The sequence below is a fragment of the Pseudomonas sp. O230 genome, from assembly GCF_045447035.1.
Classification (GTDB): Bacteria; Pseudomonadota; Gammaproteobacteria; order Pseudomonadales; family Pseudomonadaceae; genus Aquipseudomonas.
Genome location: NZ_JBJGXN010000003.1, coordinates 304,258 through 327,311, shown reverse-complemented (window position 1 = coordinate 327,311; position 23,054 = coordinate 304,258). Strand labels below are relative to the sequence as shown.

Annotated in this window: 24 protein-coding genes; 13 read left to right on the top strand and 11 right to left on the bottom strand. The window is 58.7% G+C overall.

What is annotated here, in order from left to right:
- Window positions 1–67 precede the first annotated feature (67 nt).
- Window positions 68–586, bottom strand: coding sequence for an ankyrin repeat domain-containing protein (locus ACI77H_RS07920; RefSeq protein ID WP_150631104.1), 519 nt, complete (start codon window positions 584–586; stop codon window positions 68–70).
- 96 nt (window positions 587–682) lie between these two features.
- Window positions 683–2,521 carry a long-chain-acyl-CoA synthetase gene (locus ACI77H_RS07915; protein WP_407011346.1) on the bottom strand — a complete coding sequence of 613 codons (1,839 nt, stop codon included), beginning with the start codon at window positions 2,519–2,521 and terminating at the stop codon, window positions 683–685.
- 332 nt (window positions 2,522–2,853) lie between these two features.
- Between ACI77H_RS07915 and ACI77H_RS07910 the strand changes: the two genes are divergently transcribed.
- Window positions 2,854–3,132 carry a DUF3509 domain-containing protein gene (locus ACI77H_RS07910; RefSeq protein WP_407011345.1) on the top strand — a complete coding sequence of 93 codons (279 nt, stop codon included), beginning with the start codon at window positions 2,854–2,856 and terminating at the stop codon, window positions 3,130–3,132.
- A 157-nt stretch (window positions 3,133–3,289) separates the two neighbouring features.
- Here the strand turns inward: ACI77H_RS07910 and mtnC are convergent, their stop codons facing one another.
- Genes mtnC through aroC form a run of 5 tightly spaced genes read right to left on the bottom strand, consistent with a single transcriptional unit; the run spans window position 3,290 to window position 7,424 of the window.
- Window positions 3,290–3,973, bottom strand: coding sequence for an acireductone synthase (mtnC, locus tag ACI77H_RS07905; protein WP_407011344.1), 684 nt, complete (start codon window positions 3,971–3,973; stop codon window positions 3,290–3,292).
- Window positions 3,974–3,977: 4 nt separating this feature from the next.
- The gene (locus tag ACI77H_RS07900; RefSeq protein WP_407011342.1) at window positions 3,978–4,523 is read right to left on the bottom strand and encodes a 1,2-dihydroxy-3-keto-5-methylthiopentene dioxygenase; all 546 of its coding nucleotides are present in this window, start codon (window positions 4,521–4,523) and stop codon (window positions 3,978–3,980) included.
- A 12-nt stretch (window positions 4,524–4,535) separates the two neighbouring features.
- Window positions 4,536–5,156, bottom strand: coding sequence for a methylthioribulose 1-phosphate dehydratase (locus ACI77H_RS07895; protein WP_407011341.1), 621 nt, complete (start codon window positions 5,154–5,156; stop codon window positions 4,536–4,538).
- Window positions 5,153–6,298 (bottom strand): MFS transporter, encoded by a 1,146-nt coding sequence (locus tag ACI77H_RS07890; protein WP_407011339.1) that lies wholly within the window; start codon window positions 6,296–6,298, stop codon window positions 5,153–5,155. Before ACI77H_RS07890 ends, ACI77H_RS07895 begins: the two co-directional genes overlap by 4 nt.
- 34 nt (window positions 6,299–6,332) lie before the next feature.
- Window positions 6,333–7,424, bottom strand: coding sequence for a chorismate synthase (gene aroC / locus ACI77H_RS07885; protein WP_407011337.1), 1,092 nt, complete (start codon window positions 7,422–7,424; stop codon window positions 6,333–6,335).
- A gap of 83 nt (window positions 7,425–7,507) precedes the next feature.
- Between aroC and ACI77H_RS07880 the strand changes: the two genes are divergently transcribed.
- Both ACI77H_RS07880 and ACI77H_RS07875 read left to right on the top strand, forming a co-directional pair.
- Window positions 7,508–8,506 (top strand): alpha/beta hydrolase, encoded by a 999-nt coding sequence (locus tag ACI77H_RS07880; protein WP_407011336.1) that lies wholly within the window; start codon window positions 7,508–7,510, stop codon window positions 8,504–8,506.
- 98 nt (window positions 8,507–8,604) lie between these two features.
- Entirely contained in the window at window positions 8,605–9,396 is a 792-nt protein-coding gene (locus ACI77H_RS07875; RefSeq protein ID WP_407011335.1) for a hypothetical protein, read from the top strand.
- A gap of 125 nt (window positions 9,397–9,521) precedes the next feature.
- Here ACI77H_RS07875 and prmB read toward each other — a convergent pair whose 3' ends face one another.
- Window positions 9,522–10,430, bottom strand: coding sequence for a 50S ribosomal protein L3 N(5)-glutamine methyltransferase (gene prmB, locus ACI77H_RS07870; RefSeq protein WP_407011334.1), 909 nt, complete (start codon window positions 10,428–10,430; stop codon window positions 9,522–9,524).
- Window positions 10,431–10,668: 238 nt separating this feature from the next.
- Between prmB and ACI77H_RS07865 the strand changes: the two genes are divergently transcribed.
- The 3 genes from ACI77H_RS07865 (at window position 10,669) to ACI77H_RS07855 (ending at window position 12,356) form a co-directional block, all read left to right on the top strand.
- Window positions 10,669–11,259 carry a cysteine hydrolase family protein gene (locus ACI77H_RS07865; RefSeq protein WP_150631093.1) on the top strand — a complete coding sequence of 197 codons (591 nt, stop codon included), beginning with the start codon at window positions 10,669–10,671 and terminating at the stop codon, window positions 11,257–11,259.
- Between the two features lie 131 nt (window positions 11,260–11,390).
- A complete protein-coding gene (locus ACI77H_RS07860; protein WP_017339763.1) occupies window positions 11,391–11,711 on the top strand; it encodes a hypothetical protein in 321 nt (106 codons plus the stop codon).
- Window positions 11,712–11,798: 87 nt separating this feature from the next.
- Complete coding sequence (locus ACI77H_RS07855) at window positions 11,799–12,356, top strand: Smr/MutS family protein (RefSeq protein WP_407011333.1); 558 nt, start codon at window positions 11,799–11,801, stop codon at window positions 12,354–12,356.
- 44 nt (window positions 12,357–12,400) lie between these two features.
- Here ACI77H_RS07855 and ACI77H_RS07850 read toward each other — a convergent pair whose 3' ends face one another.
- Complete coding sequence (locus tag ACI77H_RS07850) at window positions 12,401–14,986, bottom strand: EAL domain-containing protein (RefSeq protein WP_407011332.1); 2,586 nt, start codon at window positions 14,984–14,986, stop codon at window positions 12,401–12,403.
- A gap of 435 nt (window positions 14,987–15,421) precedes the next feature.
- On the opposite strand from ACI77H_RS07850, the gene folE reads away from it, so the two are divergent.
- Both folE and ACI77H_RS07840 read left to right on the top strand, forming a co-directional pair.
- Window positions 15,422–15,967: a GTP cyclohydrolase I FolE gene (gene folE / locus ACI77H_RS07845; protein ID WP_010456659.1), complete on the top strand. Its 546-nt coding sequence runs from the start codon at window positions 15,422–15,424 to the stop codon at window positions 15,965–15,967.
- Window positions 15,968–16,067: 100 nt separating this feature from the next.
- Complete coding sequence (locus ACI77H_RS07840; protein WP_150631091.1) at window positions 16,068–16,439, top strand: glutathione S-transferase N-terminal domain-containing protein; 372 nt, start codon at window positions 16,068–16,070, stop codon at window positions 16,437–16,439.
- 87 nt (window positions 16,440–16,526) lie between these two features.
- Here the strand turns inward: ACI77H_RS07840 and ACI77H_RS07835 are convergent, their stop codons facing one another.
- Window positions 16,527–17,693 (bottom strand): PLP-dependent aminotransferase family protein, encoded by a 1,167-nt coding sequence (locus ACI77H_RS07835; RefSeq protein ID WP_407011330.1) that lies wholly within the window; start codon window positions 17,691–17,693, stop codon window positions 16,527–16,529.
- 82 nt (window positions 17,694–17,775) lie between these two features.
- On the opposite strand from ACI77H_RS07835, the gene ACI77H_RS07830 reads away from it, so the two are divergent.
- From ACI77H_RS07830 to ACI77H_RS07820, 3 genes are all read left to right on the top strand, one after another.
- Window positions 17,776–18,222: a MarR family winged helix-turn-helix transcriptional regulator gene (locus ACI77H_RS07830; protein ID WP_407011328.1), complete on the top strand. Its 447-nt coding sequence runs from the start codon at window positions 17,776–17,778 to the stop codon at window positions 18,220–18,222.
- 312 nt (window positions 18,223–18,534) lie between these two features.
- Window positions 18,535–19,884, top strand: coding sequence for an NCS2 family permease (locus tag ACI77H_RS07825; protein ID WP_407011327.1), 1,350 nt, complete (start codon window positions 18,535–18,537; stop codon window positions 19,882–19,884).
- Between the two features lie 80 nt (window positions 19,885–19,964).
- Complete coding sequence (locus ACI77H_RS07820) at window positions 19,965–20,591, top strand: LysE family translocator (RefSeq protein WP_008031463.1); 627 nt, start codon at window positions 19,965–19,967, stop codon at window positions 20,589–20,591.
- 206 nt (window positions 20,592–20,797) lie between these two features.
- Here the strand turns inward: ACI77H_RS07820 and uraH are convergent, their stop codons facing one another.
- Window positions 20,798–21,151, bottom strand: a complete 354-nt coding sequence (uraH, locus tag ACI77H_RS07815) for a hydroxyisourate hydrolase (protein ID WP_010456673.1) — start codon at window positions 21,149–21,151, stop codon at window positions 20,798–20,800.
- A gap of 419 nt (window positions 21,152–21,570) precedes the next feature.
- Here uraH and puuE point away from each other — a divergent pair, with 419 nt between their 5' ends.
- Window positions 21,571–22,497, top strand: coding sequence for an allantoinase PuuE (puuE, locus tag ACI77H_RS07810; RefSeq protein ID WP_407011326.1), 927 nt, complete (start codon window positions 21,571–21,573; stop codon window positions 22,495–22,497).
- Entirely contained in the window at window positions 22,494–23,009 is a 516-nt protein-coding gene (gene uraD / locus ACI77H_RS07805) for a 2-oxo-4-hydroxy-4-carboxy-5-ureidoimidazoline decarboxylase (protein WP_407011324.1), read from the top strand. The genes puuE and uraD overlap by 4 nt, the downstream gene beginning before the upstream one ends.
- The last annotated feature ends 45 nt before the right edge of the window (window positions 23,010–23,054 follow it).

The window sequence follows — 23,054 nt, the reverse complement described above, 5'->3', positions numbered from 1 at the left end:
CGGCTGAAGAGCCCGGTCGGTTGGCAGGCCGCCTTCGCGAGCAAGCCCGCTCCCGCAGGTGCGCCAATCAGCCCAGCAGCTTTTCCAGCTGCGCCGTGGTATCCACCGCACCCAGCGTTTTCGCAGCATCCAGCGCAGACACTCCATTGGCATCCTTGGCCTTCGGATCGGCCCCTTTGCTGATCAGGTAATCAACGATTTCCACGCGGTTGAACATGGCCGCCATCATCAACGCCGTGCGGCCGTCGAACGACGCCCCTTCCACCAGCGCACCACCGTCAACCAACGCCTTGACCACCGCCAGGTCACCCTTGAACGCCGCGCCGGCAATCGGGCTCTGGCCGTTGTCGTTGCGGATCTCCGGATCGGCCTTGTGTTCGAGCAGGACTTTCACGGTTTCCACATGGCCGTGGTAAGCAGCCAGCATCAGCAAGGTGTCACCCTTGTGATTGCGCAGGTTCGGCGGCAGGCCTTTGGTCAGCAGCGCAGCCATCATGGCCGCATCGCCCTCACGCGCCTTGTTGAAAACCTGTTCGGCAAACTCGGCGGCTTCTTCGGGGGTCATCTGGCGGCTTTGATCGGACATTGGGGACTCCACTTACAGTTATTCGCAAAGCCGACAGTTTCCCGAGCGGCCTCGACACTGTCACTTGTTTTTTCTCAAGGCACGCCATAGCCACATTCAATAACGGTACTTGCCAGCGTGGATTTCCGTCAGCAACTGCTCAGTGACCTGCACGTAAGTCTCGGTCCCTGGCAGCCATGCGTAGATCGGATCATCGCCGGTTTTGCCAGGGTCGAAGGCTTCATCCTTGAGCCGGGTCTTCTGGTATTTGAAGGTGCCGGTGGTTTCCATCTTCACTTTCACCCGCAGGAACAGCGGCACCGCATACGCCGGCATTTGCTCGCGGGCGAAGGCCAGCAGCTCGCTGAAATCCAGGGTCGCCAGCGACTCGGCCGGTGTGATCGCTGCCATCCCGGCGCGCCCGTTGGTATTGCGGACCTCCACGCCATAAGCCACGGCTTCGGAAATATTCGGGTGTTGCAGCAGGATGTTCTCGACTTCGGTGGTCGAGACGTTTTCGCCCTTCCAACGGTAGGTGTCGCCCAGGCGATCGACGAATTGCGCATGACCAAAACCGATGTTGCGCAGCAAGTCACCGGTGTTGAAGTAACGGTCGCCCTTCTCGAACACGTCGTGCAGTACGACTTTTTCAGTCTTCTGCGGATCGGTGTAGCCATCCAGCGGCGCCTTGTCGTCAATCTTCGCCAGCAACAACCCCTGCTCGCCCTTGGCTACCTTGCGTATGAAGCCATTGGCGTCACGCGTCGGCGCACCGCTGTCGTGATCGTAGGCCGCCAGCTCCCAGGACATCAGGGAAAAACCGACGGTGTTGTCGAAGTTGAGGATGTTGGTGAAACCGATATTGCCGTCGCTGGCGGCGTACAACTCGCAGATGTGGTTTACGCCAAAGCGCGTCTTGAATTCGCTCCACGCACCGGGGCGCAGGCCGTTGCCGATCATCTTCGTCACGCCGTGCTGGCGGTCGTCGGCGCTGGACGGTTGGTCCACGAGGTAGCGGCACAATTCACCGACGTAACCGAGGGTGGTCGCGCGGTAATTGCGCACATCGCTCCAGAACTGACTGGCGCTGAATTTGCGGCGGATGGCAAACCCCGAGGCACCGCTGATGGCCGAGCCCCAGCACACGCACAGCCCCGTGGCGTGATACAGCGGCAAGGTGCAATAGACAATGTCCTCGGGGCGCATGTCCAGCGCGATCAAGCCGAAGCTCGCCGCGCTGCGCATCCAGCGGCCGTGCTTGAACACCCCGGCCTTGGGCAGCCCGGTGGTGCCCGAGGTGTAGATGTAGAAACACGGATCGTCGAGAAAAACCTGCTGACTGCTGACCGGGTTGTCGCTGGGGCTGTCGGCAATCGCGGTCATCAGGTTGATGAAACCGTCCGGGGCAACGCCCGGTTGGCGGTAGGTGTCCTGGTCGGCGACGAACCAGGTGCGCGCGGTGGCGATCGAGACCCGTTCGCGCACCGCCGCAAACGCCGGCACCAACTCTTCACCGACAATAATTGCTGCCGGCGCCACCAGGTTCAGGCTGTGGGCCAGGGTATCGCGGGTTTGAGAGGTGTTGAGCAAGGCGCTGATTGCACCGACCTTGGCCACCGCCAGTATGGTCACCAACAGTTCCGGGCGGTTCTCGATGAACACCGCGACCACGTCGCCCTTGCCGATGCCTTGGGCGATCAGGTGATGGGCGATGCGATTGGCCCACTGATTGACTTCGGAGTACGTGAGCACCACCGCGCCCTGCAGCAACGCTGGCCCTGCGGGGTTGCGCAAGGTTGCTTGTTCGAAGCTCCAGCCCAGGCCACACGGTTGGGTCGGGTCCTTGACGTTGGCGGCTTTCATGCCTTTCACCACCCGCGGGATGGCTTTGACAATGGACGGCAACTTGCGGAGCATCATGCCCCAGGTAATCGTGTCGTTCGTCGTGTGGCTCATGGGTGCTCCCGTTCGATCTTTTTATTGTCGGGCGACGGTGATTGATCCCGAAAATACGTCAACGGTTCTTGAGCTGTACACGCGGTTTTTGAAATGTTTTGTATCCGCGCTGAAACACGAACTCCGAGAAGGTGAATGGTTCCATCGAATCGCCATCAACCTCGCAAAATGCAGGATGCACGATGGCCATTCATGCAGATTGCACGAAAGCAAAAAACCAGCAAAAAATTAACTTGTTGATTTATAACAACTTTTAAAAAAACAGGTGCTGGCACAATCACTGCAACTACCTCTGCATGCTTGCCATTCAAGAGCTAACGGAGCTGATAGACATGAACCTGATCCAAGAAAAATTTTCGTCCCTGTTCTCCAACTTCGAAGTCACCACCCAGCCACGTCCAGACGGTGGCATTCTGTTGACCTTGCGCAGCACTGAAGGCCGGGTGTTCAAGCGCTCGGTGTCCTACCAGCAATTGCATGCCGGTGATCAGCTATCGTGGGTGATCAGTGCGATCCGCCGCGACCTCGCCGAACAGGCCAGCGAATTGCCGCAGATCTCCATGCTGCAAAGCCAACAGCGCTTTGCGTTGCCGACCTATCATTCGGCATAACCCGTTTTAACGCTGCAAACAAACAGGCCGTGAAAGCTCTCGCTTCACGGCCTGTTTGTTTCTGACGCAGCACAAATCCCTGTAGAAGCCGGCTTGCCGGCGATGGCGCCCGCAAAATCGCCATCGCCGGCAAGCCGGCTTCTACAGGTTGTGTGTATTAAAGGGAGGAAGGATCGATCCGGGCGAAGCTATCCACAGTCACATGCCCTGCCAACTCCCCGCCCTCTCGTGCCAGCCCACACGTCGCCATACCCGCCGTGCGCGCTGCGTCAAGCTCCTCGACGATATCGGACAGGAACAGAATCTGCGCCGCTTCAAGGCCGATGGCCTGGGTGATGCGTCGGTACGACTGCGCCTCACGCTTGGGCCCCGACGTGGTGTCGAAATAGCCGCTGAACAACGGCGACAAATCCCCCGCCTCGGAGCAGCCGAAGATCAGCTTCTGCGCCTGAATCGAACCCGAGGAATAAACAAACAGGTTGAAACCTTGCTGATGCCAGCGCTTGAGCGCTTCAACGGCGTCCGGGTACACGTGACCTTTCAGTTGCCCGGCCTGATAGCCCTGCTCCCAGACCATGCCTTGCAACGCTTTGAGCGGCGTGGCTTTGCGGTCTTCGGCGATCCAGCCCAAGAGGATCTCGATAACGCGCTCGACGTCGGCGTCCGGCTCCTCGTTGTCCCGGCGCACGGCGTCCAGTTGCTCCGCCACATCGGCGCGCGCGGCGTGCTGGCGAACGAAGTCCGGCAGGTGTTTGGCGGCGTAGGGAAACAGCACGTCGAACACAAAACTCACCGCGCTGGTGGTGCCTTCGATGTCGGTGAGAATCGCTTTGATCTGCATCGATTCAGTCCTCAAGACGCGGGAAGCGGCTGGCGATGTCTTCGCCGGTGAAATTGGCCACCCAGCCTTGCGGGTTGTTGAACAGCCGGATCGCGACGAAGTGCGGATGCTCACCCATGTCGAACCAGTGTGGCGTGCCGGCCGGTACCGAGATCAGGTCGTTTTTCTCGCAGAGCACGGCGTAGACGTAATCGTCGATATGCAGGGTAAACAAGCCACGACCGGCGACGAAAAATCGTACTTCGTCTTCGCCATGACGGTGCTCGTCGAGGAACTTGGCGCGCAACTCGGCTTTTTGCGGATGATCGCTGTTCAGGCTGATCACGTCGACGGTGATGTAACCGCGTTCGGTCATCAGCTTGTCTATTTGCTCCTGGTACGCGCTGATCACTTCTTCCTGACTGGCGCCGGGCTGGATTTTCGTCGCCGCTTGCCAGCGGTCGAAGCGCACACCCTGCTCGGCCAAGGTCGAGGCGATGTCTTCGAAATGAGTCAGCACCTTGTTCGGAATGTCAGGGCTTGAGACGTGGTAGACGGACAGGCTGCTCATCAGGGCAACTCCTTAACGGTTTAGGATCGAACGCGTCTTCAACTCGCACTCGAACAAAAATTCAAAGGCCTCGATCTGCCGCAACGCATCACTCATGCGGGCGCCCCAGGTGTAGAGGCCGTGACCGCGAATCAGATAGCCGACGCAATCGGGATGGGCGTCCAGCCAAGGCTGCACCTTGGCGGCGAGACGCGCAATGTCCTGATCGTTGTCGAAAATCGGCACGCGCACCCGGGATTCGTGGGTCGAGACGCCGCTGAAAGCCTTTTGCAGTTCGTAGTCTTCGAACTCGATGAAATCTTCAGGCGTCAGGCGCGACAGCACCGTGGCATTCACCGAATGGGTGTGCAACACCGCGCCGATCTCCGCCCGCCAGCTGTAGAGCTGGGTGTGCAGCAGGGTTTCGGCGGAAGGTTTCTTGCCCGCTTCCAGGCTGTTGCCCGACAGATCAGTGGCCAGCACATCATCAAGGCCCAACTGGCCTTTGTGCTTGCCGGACACCGTCAGCAAGGCTTCGCTCGGCGACAGTCGGGTTGAATAGTTGCTGCTGGTGGCCGGCGACCAGCCGCGGCCATACAGAAAACGCCCGGCATCGATGATTTCCTGGGCGAGGTGTTCACGGGTCAGGCTCATGGCCGGTCCTCTTGCATACGTGTGGCAATGATAACGGCAGCCGCGAAGGCTGCCAGACTGGCAATACTAAAGGTGAACGACGCCCCGAGGGCATTCCAGCTGTAGCCGGAATACAACGCGCCCAGCGCGCCGCCGGTGCCGGCCAGTGCGGCGTACAACGCCTGGCCCTGCCCTTGCTGGCGCGCACCGAAGCTACGTTGCACGAACTGGATGGCAGCCGCGTGAAAGCTGCCGAATGTCGCCGCGTGCAACACCTGGGCAAACAACAGCACCGACAAAAATTCAGCGAACGAACCCAACAGCAACCAACGCAGCGCCGCCAGCAGAAAACTCGCCAGCAGCACCCTGCGCACGGAGAAGCGCGCAAGGATCTTGCTCATGGCCAAAAACATCAACACTTCGGCCACCACGCCGACCGCCCAGAGCAGGCCGATCAAGCCACGGCTATAACCCATTCGCTCAAGGTGCAAGGTCAGAAAGGTGTAATACGGGCCGTGGCTCATCTGCATCAGCGCCACGCACACGTAAAACGCCAACACGCCGGGACTGCGCAACTGCTTGAGAAACCCGTCTGCCGCCAGCCTTTCACTCTGAACCGGTTGCGCGTTCGGCACCCACAGGCTGCTGACCACGATGCCGGCCATGATCAACACCAGCGCCACCGGGTAAATGTCGAGGCTGAGCCATTCGAACAAGCGGCCGAGCGCGACCACGGTGATGATGAAACCGATGGAGCCCCACAAGCGGATCTGGCTGTAACGGGACGTCTGCCCCTTCAGATGCGCCAGGGTGATGACTTCAAATTGTGGCAACACCGCGTGCCAGAAAAACGCATGCAACGCCATGACCATCGCCAGCCAGGCGTAGGTCTTGCTGAGGAAAATCAGCGAAAACGTCAGCAACGTGCACACCGCGCCGAAGCGTACGATGGCCAGCCGTCGGCCGGTGTAGTCGCCAAGCCAGCCCCAGATGTTCGGCGCGACGCACCGCATCAGCATCGGGATCGCCACCAGCTCGCCGATGCGCGCGGCGGAAAACCCCAGGTGATCGAAGTACAGCGCCAGGAACGGCGCTGTCGAACCGAGCAAGGCGAAATAGAACAGATAGAAACTGGAGAGCCTCCAGTACGGAAGCGCCGCCACGGCCGTCAGACCGCAGCGGCTGTCAGGTCAGCCATTAAAGCTGACCCAGCACCGGCGTGCTCACCCGCACATCGGCGTTCTGCCCGCGATGACGCAGCAGGTGATCCATCAGCACAATGGCCATCATCGCTTCGGCAATCGGCGTGGCGCGGATGCCGACGCACGGGTCGTGACGGCCTTTGGTGATGACATCCACCGGGTTGCCATGGATGTCGATGGAGCGGCCCGGCGTGGTGATGCTCGACGTCGGCTTCAACGCCAGGTGCGCAACGATCGGCTGACCCGACGAAATGCCGCCGAGAATGCCGCCAGCGTTGTTGCTGAGGAATCCTTGCGGAGTCATTTCATCGCGGTGCTCGGTGCCGCGCTGGGCGACGCTGGCAAAACCGGCGCCGATTTCCACGCCTTTGACCGCGTTGATGCTCATCAGCGCATGGGCCAGCTCGGCGTCGAGACGGTCGAAAATCGGTTCACCGAGCCCAGGCATCACGCCTTCAGCGACCACGGTGATCTTCGCACCGACCGAATCCTGGTCGCGGCGCAACTGGTCCATATAGGCTTCCAGTTCTGGCACCTTGTCCGGATCAGGGCAGAAGAACGCGTTGTCCTCCACCGAATCCCAGGTCTTGAACGGGATTTCGATGGGGCCGAGCTGGCTCATGTAACCGCGAATGACGATGCCCTGGGTCGCCAGGTATTTCTTGGCAATCGCGCCCGCCGCCACGCGCATGGCAGTTTCACGCGCCGAGCTGCGACCGCCGCCGCGGTAATCGCGTTCGCCGTATTTGTGGTGATAGGTGTAGTCGGCGTGGGCCGGGCGGAACAGATCCTTGATTGCCGAGTAGTCCTTGGACTTCTGGTCGGTGTTGCGGATCAACAGGCCGATAGAGCAACCGGTGGTGCGGCCTTCGAAAATGCCGGAGAGGATTTCGACTTCGTCGGCTTCCTGGCGCTGGGTGGTGTGGCGGCTGGTGCCGGGTTTGCGGCGATCGAGGTCGCGCTGCAAATCTTCCAGGGAAATCTCCAGCCCCGGCGGGCAGCCGTCGACAATGGCGACCAACGCCGGACCATGGCTTTCGCCCGCGGTGGTGACAGTGAACAGCTTGCCGTAGGTATTGCCGGACATGCAGGACGCTCCGTGAAATGAACCTGAATACGTGATGCGCGCCAGTATACGCAGGCTACCCAACTAGTTCATCCTCGAACCTTATGGGTGCCCGCGAGTCCAACCGGCATCTTGTTCATGATGGCGTGATGATGCTGCGAGTTTTAGCCTTGAGCCTTACCTTGTTTACCGGCTTTGTACAGGCCACCGTCTTGCAACGGCCGATCACCCTGGATACCGGCACCGGGGAGCTTTTCGGCTCGTTGTTGCTACCAAAATCCGACAAGCCCGTGCCGGTTGTCCTGATCATTTCCGGCTCCGGTCCTACGGACCGTGACGGCAATAACCCCGACGGTGGGCGCAACGACAGCCTTAAGCGCCTCGCCTGGGTGCTGGCCAAACACAACATCGCGAGCGTGCGTTACGACAAACGCGGCGTGGCCGCGAGCCTCGCGGCGACCCCGGACGAACGCAATCTGTCGGTGGAAGCCTATGTGGCCGACGCCGAAGCGTGGGGCCGCAAGCTCAAAAGCGATCCGCGTTTCGGGCAACTGATTCTGCTGGGCCACAGCGAAGGCGCGTTGATCGCCAGCCTCGCGGCGCCGAGCATCGATGCTGCCGCGGTGATCTCCATGTCCGGCAGCGCCCGACCAATCGATCAGGTCCTGCGCCAGCAACTGAGCAATCGCCTGCCACCGCCGTTGATGTTGCGCAGCAATGAGCTACTCGACAGCCTCAAGGCCGGGAAAACCGATGACAACGTGCCGCCGCAACTTCAGGTGATTTTCCGCCCGAGCGTGCAGCCGTACCTGATTTCGCTGTTCCGCCAGGACCCGGCCGCCGCGTTCGCCAAATTGAAAATGCCGGCGCTGATCATTCAGGGCAGCAACGACATTCAGGTCGGTGTCGGCGACGCCAGGTTGCTGCACGCCGCCAAACCCGACGCCGAACTGGCGCTGATCGACGGCATGAACCACGTCATGCGCATCGTGCCCAACGACGTCAAACGGCAATTGGCCTCTTATAAAGATCCGCAATTGCCGCTGGCGGCCGAGCTGGGTACGCGAATCCTCGGTTTTATTGACGGACTTCGCTCCAGTTGAGCTCTTTTGCCCTCCAGTCCTGAAAAAAACGGCCGATAAGCCTTTGTCGCCAGCGTGATGACTGGCGGCAAGCTGAGCTTGGACAGGATCTCGCCGTTATGACTGATACCCCGACTTCACCCGACACCACCGCTGAAAAAGACGCACCGCCAGTGGTCGAGCTGCCGTGGGCGGACGTCCACGTCGAGCACCACAAGATGCTCCGCCTGGCGCCGTTGCAGACCGACCGCAACACTGGCGGACGGCCGCTGCGTTTTGTCGAATTCGGTTACGCCGAGCGCAACGACAAGCAACACAGCCTGCTGCGCATGACCCTCTCCTTGCCTGGCCAGCGCGTGCGCAAGGAACAGAATCACCTTGATGTGTGGGTCGATCACGCCACCAAACGAGTGCGTTTCGGGCCTGACAGCGGGTTGCAAATCGAACCGATGAACCGTGGCATCGGCCGCTACATGGCAGCCCAGGGCATTACCTGGGCGAAAAAACGCTGGCCCGGCTACACCGTTGACGGCACCGACCTGAACAACAAGGACGCGCTGAACGAAGACACGCGCCTGCGCCGCGATCGCTTTCTGAAGGCGCATGGTTTTGAAGTGGTGTATGCCGATGCACAGCATTTGAAGGGCAGCGTCAAAGAGGTGCAAGTCGGCGATTTGTTGGCTGAGTGGAACACCGAGAAGCTGCAACAGGTGGAAATTCTCGAAGCCGCGCAGATGCTGCAACAGGCCGAGCAGAACCTCGCCGAGCAGGAAGTGAAACTGAAGAAGCACGAAGAAAAGGTCAGCAAGTACAAGCGTGAAGACGCGGGGCTGCGTTTTACCATCACGTGCCTGGTGGCGTTTGCAGTGTTTCAGGCGGGGTTGTTGATCTGGATTGCGACGCACCGGTAAAGATTTGAGACCGCGGCGCGACCATCGCGGGCAAGCCCGCTCCCACAGGTTTTGCGCCGTATCTCAATGATGCGGCACACATAAAACCTGTGGGAGCGTGGCTTGCCCGCGAAGGCTTTCTAAAGTCAGACGCGGGAAGCGAACAGCGCCTGATGCTCGCGGCACTGCTGCGCCGTCAACATGAATACCCCATGCCCGCCGCGCTCGAAATCGAGCCAGGCGAAGTCGACTTCCGGGTACAACGCGTCAACGTGAACCTGGCTGTTGCCCACTTCGACAATCAGCAAACCCTTCTCGGTCAAATGATCCGCCGCTTCGGCGAGCATCCGTCGTACCAGGTTCAAGCCATCATCACCACAGGCCAGGCCCAGCTCGGGTTCATGCTGATATTCCTGCGGCATGTCGGCGAAATCTTCCGCATCGACGTAAGGCGGGTTCGACACGATCAGGTCGAAACGCTGACCCGGCAAGCCATCGAAACCATCGCCCTGAACCGTGTAAACCCGCTCATCGACGCCATGGCGCTCGATGTTCTGATTGGCCACTTCCAGCGCTTCGAACGACAGATCCGCCAGCACCACTTCGGCGTTCTGGAACTCATAGGCGCAGGCGATGCCGATGCAACCGGAACCGGTGCACAGGTCGAGAATCCGCGCTGGCTCGGCGCCCAGCCAGGGTTCGAAACGCTTTTCGATCAACTCGCCGATCGGTGAACGCGGGATCAATACACGCTCATCGACAATGAACGACATGCCGCAGAACCACGCCTCGCCCAACAGGTAAGCGGTCGGAATGCGTTCTTCGATGCGCCGCTTGAGCAAACGCTGTAGCTTGACCAGCTCATCGTCTTCCAGATTGCAGTCGAGGTAGCTGTCAGCAATTTCCCACGGCAAGTGCAAGGCACCCAACACCAATTGACGGGCTTCGTCCCAGGCGTTGTCGGTCCCATGGCCGAAAAACAGATCCTCCCCATGGAAGCGGCTGACGGCCCAACGGATATGGTCACGCAGGGTACGAAGTCGGGAAGTGATCACGGGGTAAACTCCAGAAAAAACGACTGGCGATTCTAACAGCCAAAACGCGCCACGACGACGCAGGAAAAACACCGGCTCGGATGTAGGACAGATCCATTTTTATCGTTGGCTATTGAACAAAACGAAGATCTTGACAAGGCTACGAGCCAGTAACGACGGCGCTTACGATGGTAGCGATTCACAGAAGCGCTCAGCCAGAGGACAATGTCGCAAAAGCCCCACTCCAAGGAGCCCCAGAATGTCCGTTCCAAAAACGATGTTTCAACTCAGCGGCCGCGGTTATGCCGCCGCCAATCTGAGCCATGCGACCCTTGTCATCATCGATGCCCAGAAGGAATACCTCAGCGGTCCCCTGGCCCTGGTCGGCATGGAGGCTGCCGTCGCGAACATCAAGCAACTGGTGAGCGCTGCGCGCGCAGCCGGCCGGCCCATCGTGCATGTGCGCCACCTCGGCACCGTCGGGGGGCTGTTCGACCCGCAAGGCGAGCGCGGTGAATTTATCCCGGGTCTTGAACCACAGAGCGACGAAACCATCATCGGCAAGTTGCTGCCGAGTGCATTTCACGGCACCGAATTGCTGGAACGCCTGCAGAATCTCGGTTCTTTGGACCTGATCGTCTGCGGTTTCATGAGCCATTCCAGCGTCAGCACCACCGTGCGCGCCGCGAAAAACCTGGGCTTTCGGTGCACCCTCGTTGAAGACGCTTGTGCCACACGCGATCTGCCCTACAAGGGCGGTGTGTTGAGCGCCGACCACGTTCAGCAAACCGAAATGGCGATCATGGCGGACAACTTCGCCACCCTCGCCCTGACCCACGATCTGATCTGATCGATGCTTGATGAGCGGTTCATGCCGCCGCTCATCCGCAAAAGACTCTCCTTAGCTGTAAATGTCATAGCCTCAGGAACATCCCGGTCAACTCCCGGTCGAAGGGCCGATACCCATTGAGGAAGGTCGGAATGAAGTTATCCGATGGTTTTGACGCACGCCGCTTGCGGCCCAAAGGCCAAAGCAACTGGCGTTTTCGATTCGGCGCAGCCTTTGCTGCCCTGCTGGCAACGTGCGGTGTGTTGCTGGCGATGGCCGGCGCCGCCAGTCTGCTGGGCCGCCCTCCGGCGCTCGGCGAACTGAATGCCAGCCCGCTGGGCTCGGCAATCATTCTGGCGGTCGGCCTGTTCCTGCTCTATCTGGGCGTGTGGCTGTGGCGGCGTTGCCGGCGCCGCGCACGACAATCGCGAGAGCTGAACATGTCCCCGCACCTGATGAAAAAACACGACTGAATTGACGGCCTGACAACTTGCCGGGCCCCAATTGTTATCGATCGTGTCTCGACTTGGGTAAACTGGCCGCCCTTCGCGGAGGCTGATATGCAAGACGACGATTTTTCCCTGTTCAAAAGCGCGATCCAAGGCGTCAAGCCGATCAAGCACGACCGCGCCGAAACCGGCAAACCCAAGGCTGACCGGGCGCAAATCGCCAAACTGCGTCAGGCCGCCACCGTGCGCACCGATGCCACCACCGTTGATGGCCTGTCCGATCAGTTCGTGATCGACGTCGGCCCGGAAGACGAGTTGATGTGGGCGCGCGACGGCGTGCAGGAAAGCCAGATGCGCAAGCTCAAGATTGGCCAGATTCCCTTCGAAGGCAGCCTCGACCTGCACGGCATGAACGTGGAAAAGGCCCGGGAAACCCTCTGGGCGTTCCTGGCGGAAGCGACCAAGTTCGAAATTCGCTGCGTGCGCGTCACCCACGGCAAAGCCGTACGGCTGGACGGCAAACGCCCGATGATCAAAAGCCACGTCAACACTTGGCTGCGCCAGCATTCACAGGTACTTGGCTTCACTTCGTGCCAAGCGAAACATGGCGGCGCCGGAGCAGTTTATGTGATGCTCAAACGCAACATGATGGAGGGTCGCGACGAGTAAAGCTGGCGAATCAAGCTTGTCGCCCCGACTGTCAGCAAGTAGCCTCAGGCGTCGCTTTTAGTGGCCGTTGCTGCTTTAAGCCCCACCAAAGCATTGAACGCTTCAGTATCAAGCGGCAGGCTCAGGAAATAACCCTGACCTTCATCGCACGACACCGCTTTCAGCATTTTGAGGTGTTCGGCCGATTCAATGCCTTCTGCCGTGACGGTGAGTGCAAGGGCGTGGCCCAAGCCAACGATAGCCTGGATGATGGACTTGTCATCTTCGCTATCAGCCAGCCGGTTCAAAAAACTGCGGTCAATTTTCAGGCCATCGAAAGGGAATGTACGCAGGTAGCTCAGCGAAGAGTATCCCGTACCGAAGTCGTCCATGGATATGCGCACGCCGAGGCGTTTCAGCGTGTGCATGACCTCAAGTGCGCCTGCAGCATCTTCGAGCATGACACCCTCTGTTACCTCCAGCTCTACTCGAGCCGGATCGATTCCACAGTCGTGAAGTGTTTTCTGAACGCGCGCTGCCAAATTTCCTTGCTTGAATTCGGTAGGTGAAAGGTTCACTGAAACGAACAGACTTTCCGGCCACCGAGCGGCGTACCTGCACGCGGTCTCTAGCACCCAGTTGCTCAACGAAAGAATCAGCCCGCTTTCTTCAGCGATGGAGATAAACGTGTCGGGCGGTATCAATCCACGCTCAGGATGTTGCCACCGCACCAATGCTTCGGCCCCCACCATATGACCGTCAGCGATGCGATAGCGCGGTTGGAAATGCAGCCGCAGCTCTCCGTGTTTGATCGCGAAACGCAGGTCGCTTTCCAAGCGACGGCGCTCAATTATTTTGGCGTTCATGTCGCCCGCATAAAAACGCCAGGTGTTACGCCCCCCTGCCTTGGCCTCGTACAAGGCAATATCCGCATAGCGAAGCAGCTCGGTAGCTTCGCAAGCATCATTGGGCGCCATTGCGATACCAATACTGGCGCTGACGAACACCTCCTGCTCATCGATCTCAATAGGCCGCTCAACGGAATCGATCAGACGTCGGCACAGCACCTCGACTTCCTCTTGGGAGCTCAGATCGGTGAGGATCAGTACAAACTCATCACCGCCGATTCGGGCAACAAGATCCCCATGGCGAACGCAGTCAGCCAGGCGGCTGGACACTTCATTGAGTACCAGGTCACCTGCCGCATGCCCCAACAGATCATTCACCGGTTTAAAGCGATCAAGGTCCAGGCTGAGCATGACCAGAGGTTGTTCTACGGTAGGTAAAGCCTTGAGCTTTCCGTCGAGAAACTCTTGGAGTCGACTTCTGTTCGGCAGCCCCGTGAGAGCATCATGCTGTGAGAGAAATTCAATTTTGCGACGAGCTTCGACTTCGTCGGTGACATCGGTTGCAGTGCCTCGAAACCCGCCCCCGGTCATTCCTCGCGCAGAAAGGCGGGTGATTCGCTCCTGACCCTTCGTATCGATGTAGCGGCACTGGACGCTGATGTCCGGGCGGCGATTTGGAATGCTCAGCCACTGAGATAACGTGCCTAATTCGGTGTGCAGCAAATCATCCATCCGTGCACCAATCCAAGTGTCCCTAAAGAGCCCTGTAACACCCTCAAAACGTTCGGACAAATAGATAAAGCGCCAGTCAGCGTCTATTTCCCATACCCAGTCCGAGCTGGCTTCAACGACATCGCGAAAGCGCGCTTCACTGGTGGCCAGGGCGGCCTGACTGCTTTGCAGCGACGCGTAGCTGCAGTCAAGTAGCTGCGCGCCAGCAGTGGTGCGACGCAAGATGACCCAGGTCATCAGGCAAACCAGTAGCGCAGCAACGCCGATCAATGGCAACCCGAGCCCCAATAACCGCAGACCGGGCCTGGACGGACTCCAATGCAAACGGCCGGCATTGCCGTTCTCGCCCAATGGAAAGATAGAGGTTTCGCCCCCATCGTCGGAAGTGGCGACGTGCAAACCCGCTACCCCGTAGTCCTTGCCAATCATTTCGAGTTTGGCATTATCAAGAACGTCAACAAAAATCAATACCGACGGCGCTCTGTCATCAGCCACTACGGTCGGGTCGGTTCCCGGAGTGATTGCGGCTGCCGCGACCAATGCTGGGACGCCTCCAAAATCGACGAAGGTTGTTGTTGGCGCTTCTGTTTCCGATCCTGCGCGGGCTTTATCAAGAGTCGCGGTAATGGACTGTTCGAGCCATTCTGTAACTTCAACGGATTTCAGCTCACCGTTGATCACAGCGTAAACCGTACGATTGACGTCGTTGACGACAAACACACCCGCAATCCCGAAGTCCGTATAAAGCGTTGTTCCCATGTTTTGCCTTACATAGGCCCAGTCGGGGTCTACCTCAACATGCAGATGTTTGTAAGTGTCCCCCCAAAACGCGTAGTCCTTGACGGTTGATCGAAGTGACTTCTCCAGCGACTCGATGGCCTTCTTCGCGTAAAAAGCACTTTCAACCTCCTCTGTCCGGTCTAAATCATGCGCAAGATAAACAAGTGAATAGCCGGCAAGTAAAAAAACACCTGCCAGGAGACCCACAAACTTGAACAGAGAGGCGCGTGCCAGTGCCACGCTTGAGCGATCAATTGGGGAGCGGGGACTTGAGGGGAAATTGTTCTGCATAGATTCCCGCTGGTCATTGAGACAATTCGATTGAATGACAGGCTATCGGCTGCAACAAATGAATTGTTAATGCCTCTCGTCCGGGGCTCTCCTCCTCAATACAGGCTGATGTTCTGAGGATTGCGCGATAGGTGCTATCGAGGATTGCCGGCAAGCACTTTCAGGTCGTACTGACCGATTTGGGGATTCGCGCCCACCGGCAATACAACTGCCGGCACACATACGCTACCATGTGCCCCATGTCGGGCATGAACCCCGCGTTTATTGCCACTCAGCTCGGTCATGGCGTTCAGACATTGCTATCGACCTACGCCCGAAGGATAAATTCCGGCACCGACAGGTGTGAGTTCGGGACGCTTGAAAAGAGCTTGATTGGCACACAATTGGTACGGAAATAAACAGTACCCCTCTGAAACCCTTATGGAATCAGCCCCTGTGACACTGGAACAGAATTACACCGCGATTCTCGGCCAATTGGGCGAGGACGTGTCCCGCGAGGGCCTGCTCGACACGCCAAAGCGTGCGGCCAAAGCCATGCAGTACCTTTGCCGCGGATACGAACAGACACTCGAAGAAGTCACCAACGGTGCCTTGTTCAGCTCCGACAACAGCGAAATGGTGTTGGTGAAAGACATCGAGCTCTACTCGTTGTGCGAACACCACCTGCTGCCGTTTATCGGCAAGGCTCACGTCGCCTACATTCCGAGCGGCAAAGTATTGGGCCTGTCGAAAGTCGCGCGAATCGTCGATATGTACGCCCGCCGCCTGCAGATCCAGGAAAACCTCAGCCGCCAGATCGCCGATGCGGTCCAGCAAGTCACCGGCGCCCTGGGCGTTGCGGTGGTGATCGAGGCCAAGCACATGTGCATGATGATGCGCGGTGTGGAGAAACAGAATTCGTCGATGATCACCTCGGTGATGCTGGGTGAGTTCCGCGAAAACGCAGCGACCCGCAGCGAGTTTCTCAGCCTGATCAAGTAATTCGCAACACGAAGAAAACCGGCATTCATCGCCGGTTTTTTTTCGCCTGTGAAAATCAGGTAAGCTGCGCGCCTTCCGTTCGCCCTGTGAGACTTATTCCGTGTTCGTAAAAGCGCTTCGTGTCGGCCTCGGCCAACTGATCATCTTCATCGACTTCATCACCCGTCCCGGCAAAAAGCAGCGCCCCGCTGCTGCTCAGGCCCAGATCGAAACGGCCGCCAAAAGCCTGACCCTGTATCAGTTCCACGCCTGCCCGTTCTGCGTGAAAACCCGCCGCACCCTGCGCCGCCTGAATGTGCCGGTGGCGTTGCGTGATGCAAAGAACAATGAGCAGGATCGTCAGGTGCTGCTGGAGCAAGGCGGCAAGATCAAGGTGCCGTGCCTGCGGATTGAAGAGAATGGCCAGACCACGTGGATGTATGAATCCAAGGTGATCATTGATTATCTGGATAAGCGATTCGCGGCGGCGTGAGGTTTTGGTCGCGATGGGGCCCGCCAAAACGCCACAAATCTCAGACAAAAAAAACCGGCCCTTGAGCCGGTTTTTTCGTTTCTGCGATCAGGCCGCTTCCGCCGCCTGCGCCTGACGCACCACCACCGCCAACCGCTTGAGCCCTTCATCCAACCGCGCCGGATCGATGTGGCTGAAGTTCAGCCGCAAATGCCCATGATGTTTGTCCGGTTCCGGAAAAAACGGCTCACCCGGCATGAACGCCACATCCGCCGCCAGCGCAGCCTTGAGCAACGTGCGCGTATCCAGCGGTTGCTTCAATGTCAGCCAGAAAAACAGCCCGCCCTGTGGCACGTTCCAATCGGCCAGATCAGAGAAATGGGTTTCCAGCGCCGACTGAAACGCATCCCGCCGCACCCGGTAAAAATCCCGCAACTCACTCAGGTGCTGCTGGAATTTCTCGGTGCCGAGCCATTGCAGCGCTTGCCACTGACCGACGCGATTGGTGTGCAAGTCGGCGGATTGCTTGAGCTTCAGCAAGTGCGGAAACAGGTCCGGACTGGCAATCAGGTAACCGACTCGCAAACCCGGCAACAGGGTCTTCGACACGGTGCCGGTGTAGATCCAACTGGTCTTTTTCAAGCGACTGACAATCGGCGTCGCGCTGCCGCCGTCGAACGTCAGTTCACGGTAGGGTTCGTCTTCGATCAGGGTGACACCGAACTCATCCAGCAACGCGGCGACCGCATTGCGCTTGGCCTCGCTGTAGCGCACCGCCGATGGGTTCTGGAATGTCGGGATGAGGTAGATGAACGCAAGTTTGTGTTTTTCCAGACGCGTGCGTAGCTCATGCAGATCCGGGCCATCAGCCTCCAGCGGCACGGTGATGCAATTGGCACCGAACAGTTGAAAGATCTGCAACGCCGCCAGGTACGTCGGCGCTTCGAGGAGGATTTCGGTGCCTTTGTCGATGTAGAGCTTCGCTGCCAGATCGAGGGTTTGCTGGGAACCGCTGACCACCAGCACCTGGCTCGCCTCACACGGCACGCCCAATGCTCGCGCCTGCGCCGCCAACGCTTCACGCAGCGCTGGCTCGCCTTCGCTCATGCCGTATTGCCCAACGGACAGCGGCATGTCGGCCCATTCGACTTTTGGCAACATGGCTTCGGCCGGCAGGCCGCCGGCGAACGACATCACTTCCGGCCGTTGGGCCGCAGCAAGGATTTCACGGATCAGAGAACTTTTAAGGCGCGAGACACGTTCGGAAAAAGCCATGGGGGTCACCGGTAGCGAGGCCTGAGGAAAATGAGTCAAACTGGTTGACCGAAATTACGACAACCCGAACGGATACGTCAACATGCTTGACCTTAAAAATCCCGCCTCCCAACAGCAGGCCATGGAAGCGTTTTTCTTCGGCTACCAGGCGTTTACCGCCAAGGCCGACGAAATGCTCGAGCGTCGCGGCTTGAGCCGGGTGCATCAACGCATCGTGTTTTTTATCGCCCGTTACCCGAACCTGAGCGTCAAGGAGTTGCTGGCATTGCTCGGCGTGAGCAAGCAGGCACTGAACATTCCGCTGCGTCAGTTGGTGGAAATGCATCTGGTGGACAGCGTTGCGTCCGAGACTGACAAGCGTAAACGGCTGCTGGAACTGACCGTGGACGGTGCGCGGTTTGAACAATCATTGCGGCGTGAACAGGTGAAATTGCTGGAGCGGGTGTTTGCCGAGGCTGGGGAGGTTGCGGTGAATGGGTGGTTGGCGGTGAATCTGGCGTTGGGAAAAAGCCAGGTGGCGGCCGATTAAGCAATATCTGCTGTAGGTGTATCGGCTGAACTGACGCCATCGCGGGCAAGCCCGCTCCCACAGTTAGCGCATTCCCTGTGGGAGCGGGCTTGCCCGCGATGGCGTCCTTTGAGGCGATATATCCCTATCACCAAACTTTTCGTCCACAAAATCAAAAACATTATTTGCATTATTTGTATACAAAAGCATAATCCACTGCGTGCGAGTTCCTGACCAAGCGGTCAACAAATTCGCGAATGCCTCAAAGGGCCGCTGCCACCCTCATGGGTCCGGCCCTGGAAATAACAATAAAACTCTTGAGGAGTACTCGCTGTGGAAAGCCGCAAATCCGAAGCCCCGACGCTGGATCTCTCGCCGCCGTTACGCAATGGCTGGCTGGAACGCATCTTCAAACTTACCTTGCATGGCACCACGGTGAAGACCGAGCTGATTGCCGGTCTGACAACCTTCATCACCATGGCTTACATCATCTTCGTCAACCCCAACATCATGGCCGACGCCGGGATCGACCACGGCGCGGCATTCGTTGCAACGTGCATCGCGGCTGCACTGGGTTGCCTGTTGATGGGCCTGTACGCCAACTGGCCGGTCGGCCTCGCGCCGGGCATGGGCCTCAACGCCTTCTTCACCTACACCGTGGTCGGCACCATGGGCTACAACTGGGAAACCGCGCTCGGTGCGGTGTTTGTGTCCGGCGTGTTGTTCATGATCCTGACCTTTTCCAAGATTCGCGAATGGCTGCTCAATAGCATTCCGGTGAGCCTGCGCTTTGCGATGGGTGCGGGCGTCGGTCTGTTCCTCGGTTTGATCGGCTTGAAAACCGCGGGCATCGTCGTCGATAGCCCGGCGACACTGATCAAGCTCGGCTCCCTGCGCGAGCCCGGCCCGCTGCTCGCCGCCATCTGCTTCCTGATGATTGCCGTGCTCAGCTACCACAAGGTGTTCGGTGCGATTCTCATCAGCATCATCACCGTTACGCTGGCGGGTTGGGGCCTGGGACTGGTGCACTACGAGGGCATCATGTCGGCGCCGCCAAGCCTGGCACCGACCTGGATGGCGATGAACGTCGCCGGCGTGTTCAACGTCAGCATGATCAGCGTGGTGCTGGCCTTCCTCTTCGTGCACATGTTCGACACCGCCGGCACGTTGATGGGCGTCGCCCAGCGCGCCAACCTGGTGAACGCGGACGGTCGCATCGAAAACCTCTCCCGCGCAATGAAAGCGGACAGCGCGTCCAGCGTATTCGGGGCCGTGGTCGGTGTTCCTCCTGTAACAAGCTATGTGGAAAGTGCCGCTGGCGCAGCAGCTGGTGGTCGGACTGGTCTTACCGCAGTGACCGTAGGTGTGTTATTTATTGCAGCCATGTTTTTCGCACCGCTGGCCGGCATGATTCCCGCTTACGCCACCGCCGGTGCACTGATTTACGTGGCGATGCTGATGATGGGCGGCATGGCGCACATCGAATGGGACGAAGCGACCGACAGCATTCCGGCGATCGTGACCGCGATCATGATGCCGCTGACCTTTTCGGTTGCCGATGGCATCGCGCTGGGCTTTATCACTTATGTGGTGCTGAAGGCGTTCACCGGCAAGCACAAGGAAATTTCCGTCAGTCTGTGGGTGCTTTGCGCGATTTTCATCGCCAAGTTCATTTTCTTGTAAGCCGTATACGATTCAAAAAGCAGTGATTCAAAACAGCCTCACCCCGTCGGGTGAGGCTTTTGTGCAAATGGAGGAAAGTGATGAGTCTGGAAACCTGGCTGCTGTTCAGCGGCGCTGCGCTGGTGGTGATCCTGATCCCGGGGCCCCTGTCTTTGCTGATGATCAGCAACAGTCTGAATTACGGATTGCGTCGTTCTTACCCGGCGTTTCTGGGGGGCGTGATTGCGTCAATCTGCTTGCTCAGCGCTTCCGCGTTGGGCCTGGGTGCTTTGCTGCTGGCCTCGGAACAGCTGTTCAGTGCATTGAAAATCGTCGGTGCGCTGTACCTGTTCTACCTCGCCTGGCAGAGCTGGCAGCAATCGCGTCAGCCATCGGTCGGCGCCGAAGTGCCCCAGGCTGCGCCGGTGCCGCGCTTTCGCGCCCTGTTCGGGCGCGCGTTTGTGCTGGGTGCGAGCAATCCGAAAGACATCTTGTTCTTCGCCGCGTTCCTGCCGCAGTTCTTGAGCGCCGGGCAACCGTTCCTGCCGCAGTTGCTGGTGATGATCGCCACGTGGACGGTGTTGGATCTGCTGTGCAAGCTGGCTTATGGGTTGGGCGCGCATGGTGCAGCGCGGTATTTGCGCAGTGGCAAGGGGCAAAGTTGGTTTAACCGGGTGAGTGCGGGGTTGTTCAGTGGTGCGGGAGCTGCGTCGCTGTTAAGCCGTTAAAAGCATCGCCGGCAAGCCGGCTCCTACAGGATTGGTGTCGTTCACCTTCGGACGACATAGACCCTGTAGGAGCCAGATTGCCGGCGACGGCGTCGGGACAGGCACCACTTTCCTGAAAGCAAAAAAAAGCCCGCAGTGTGAGCGGGCGAAAGACCAAAGAAGCTATATGCGCAGTCGCTTCTCGGAGGAGGCAGCTGCTTGGGGGATCAGCTGCCGCGGTACGTGGAATAGCTATAAGGCGAAATCAGCAACGGCACGTGGTAGTGATCCTGTTCCGCAGAGATGCCAAACCGCAGCACTACCACATCCAGGAACGCAGGCTCCGGTAGCTGAACGCCACGGGCGCGGTAGTAATCGCCTGCATGAAACTGCACCTGATAGACCCCGGAGCGGTAGTCATCGCCTTGCAGCAGTGGTGCATCGACACGGCCGTCGCTGTTGGTGATTGCGCTGGCGACCAATTCCAGCTGCGAGCCTTCAACGCGGTACAACTCGACCTTGATCGAGCTGCCCGGGCAACCGTGTGCAGCGTCCAAAACGTGTGTAGTCAAACGTCCCATTGATTCTGCGCGCCTGCTGCGTGGAGCAGTCAGACCTCGCGCCTCCCGAAGTCAGTTGAAAAGGAGACCGCACCGATTCGGAGCACGAAAAGCTGCGGCGAGCGACTGATTAAGACACTTTTCAAAAAAATTGTACACAATAAAAACGACATATTTGCGCTCAGCGCCGCCATTCAAGGATTCGCAGTCAATCTGACGTTGAACCACACGCACAGCGGACCCTTCATCCATTAGCTGACCAAGTGGGCAGGTTTCTTGCAGTCTCACCCGAAGATGACAGCAGATGAAAAATGCGAAAATTCAGGCTTACAAAGTGGATATAAAGTTGTATACAATCAGCCCATCGCTGTGACGCCAGCCTGTCTTCCCACCTCCAGGCACGCCACACAATCTGTCAACGAATAAGAAGGAAGACTGCAGTGAGCGCTGACTACCCACGCGACCTGATCGGTTACGGCAGTAACCCTCCTCACCCACACTGGCCGGGCAATGCCCGCATCGCGCTGTCCTTCGTGCTCAATTACGAAGAAGGCGGCGAGCGCAATATCCTGCACGGCGATAAAGAGTCCGAAGCCTTCCTCTCGGAAATGGTTTCGGCGCAGCCACTGCAAGGCGCGCGCAACATGAGCATGGAATCCCTTTACGAGTATGGCAGCCGCGCCGGCGTCTGGCGGGTTCTGAAGCTGTTCAAGGAATTCGATATTCCGCTGACCATCTTCGCCGTGGCCATGGCTGCCCAACGCCACCCGGACGTGATCCGCGCGATGGTCGATGCCGGCCACGAGATCTGCAGCCACGGCTACCGCTGGATCGACTACCAGTACATGGACGAAGCCCAGGAACGCGAGCACATGCTCGAAGCGATCCGCGTCCTCACCGAAATCACCGGTGAACGTCCGCTGGGCTGGTACACCGGCCGCACTGGCCCGAACACTCGTCGATTAGTGATGGAAGAAGGCGGCTTTCTCTACGACTGCGACACCTACGACGACGACCTGCCCTACTGGGAACCGAACAATCCGACCGGCAAGCCACACTTGGTGATCCCGTATACCCTGGACACCAACGACATGCGCTTCACCCAGGTCCAGGGATTCAACAAGGGCGACGACTTTTTTGAATACCTCAAAGACGCCTTCGATGTGCTGTACGCCGAAGGTGCCGAAGCGCCGAAAATGCTCTCGATCGGTCTGCACTGCCGGCTGATCGGCCGTCCGGCGCGTCTGGCCTCGCTCAAACGCTTTATCGAATACGCTAAAAGTCACGAACAGGTGTGGTTCAGCCGCCGCGTCGACATCGCTCGCCACTGGCACGAAACCCATCCGTACCAAGGGGCTGCCCAATGAGCACCTTTCAAACCCTGAAACCCTCGACCCTGAACCGCGACGCGTTCGTCGCCGCGTTCGCCGATATCTACGAACATTCGCCATGGGTGGCCGAAAAGGCCTTCGACCTGGGCCAGGACGCTTCGATCGACCAGATCGAAACCTTGCACCAGCGCATGAGCGACATCCTGTTGAGCGCCGATCACGCCAGTCAACTGGCCCTGATCAACGCTCACCCGGACCTGGCCGGCAAAGCCGCCGTCCAGGGCCAACTGACCGAAGCCAGCACCCATGAACAGGCTGGCGCCGGTATTCACCAATGCACGGCCGAAGAGTTTTCTCGCTTCACCGAGCTGAACGACGCCTACAAAGCCAAGTTCAAGTTTCCCTTCATCATGGCGGTAAAAGGCAGCAACCGGCATCAGATCCTCGCGGCGTTCGAAACGCGCATTCACAACTCGGCGGATACCGAGTTCAAGTGCGCGCTGGCAGAGATCAACAAGATCGCCCTGTTCCGTTTACTGACCCTATAGCGAGCCTGGCCCGAGTGCTTTAAAACGCGAAGAGTACCCAGGGCC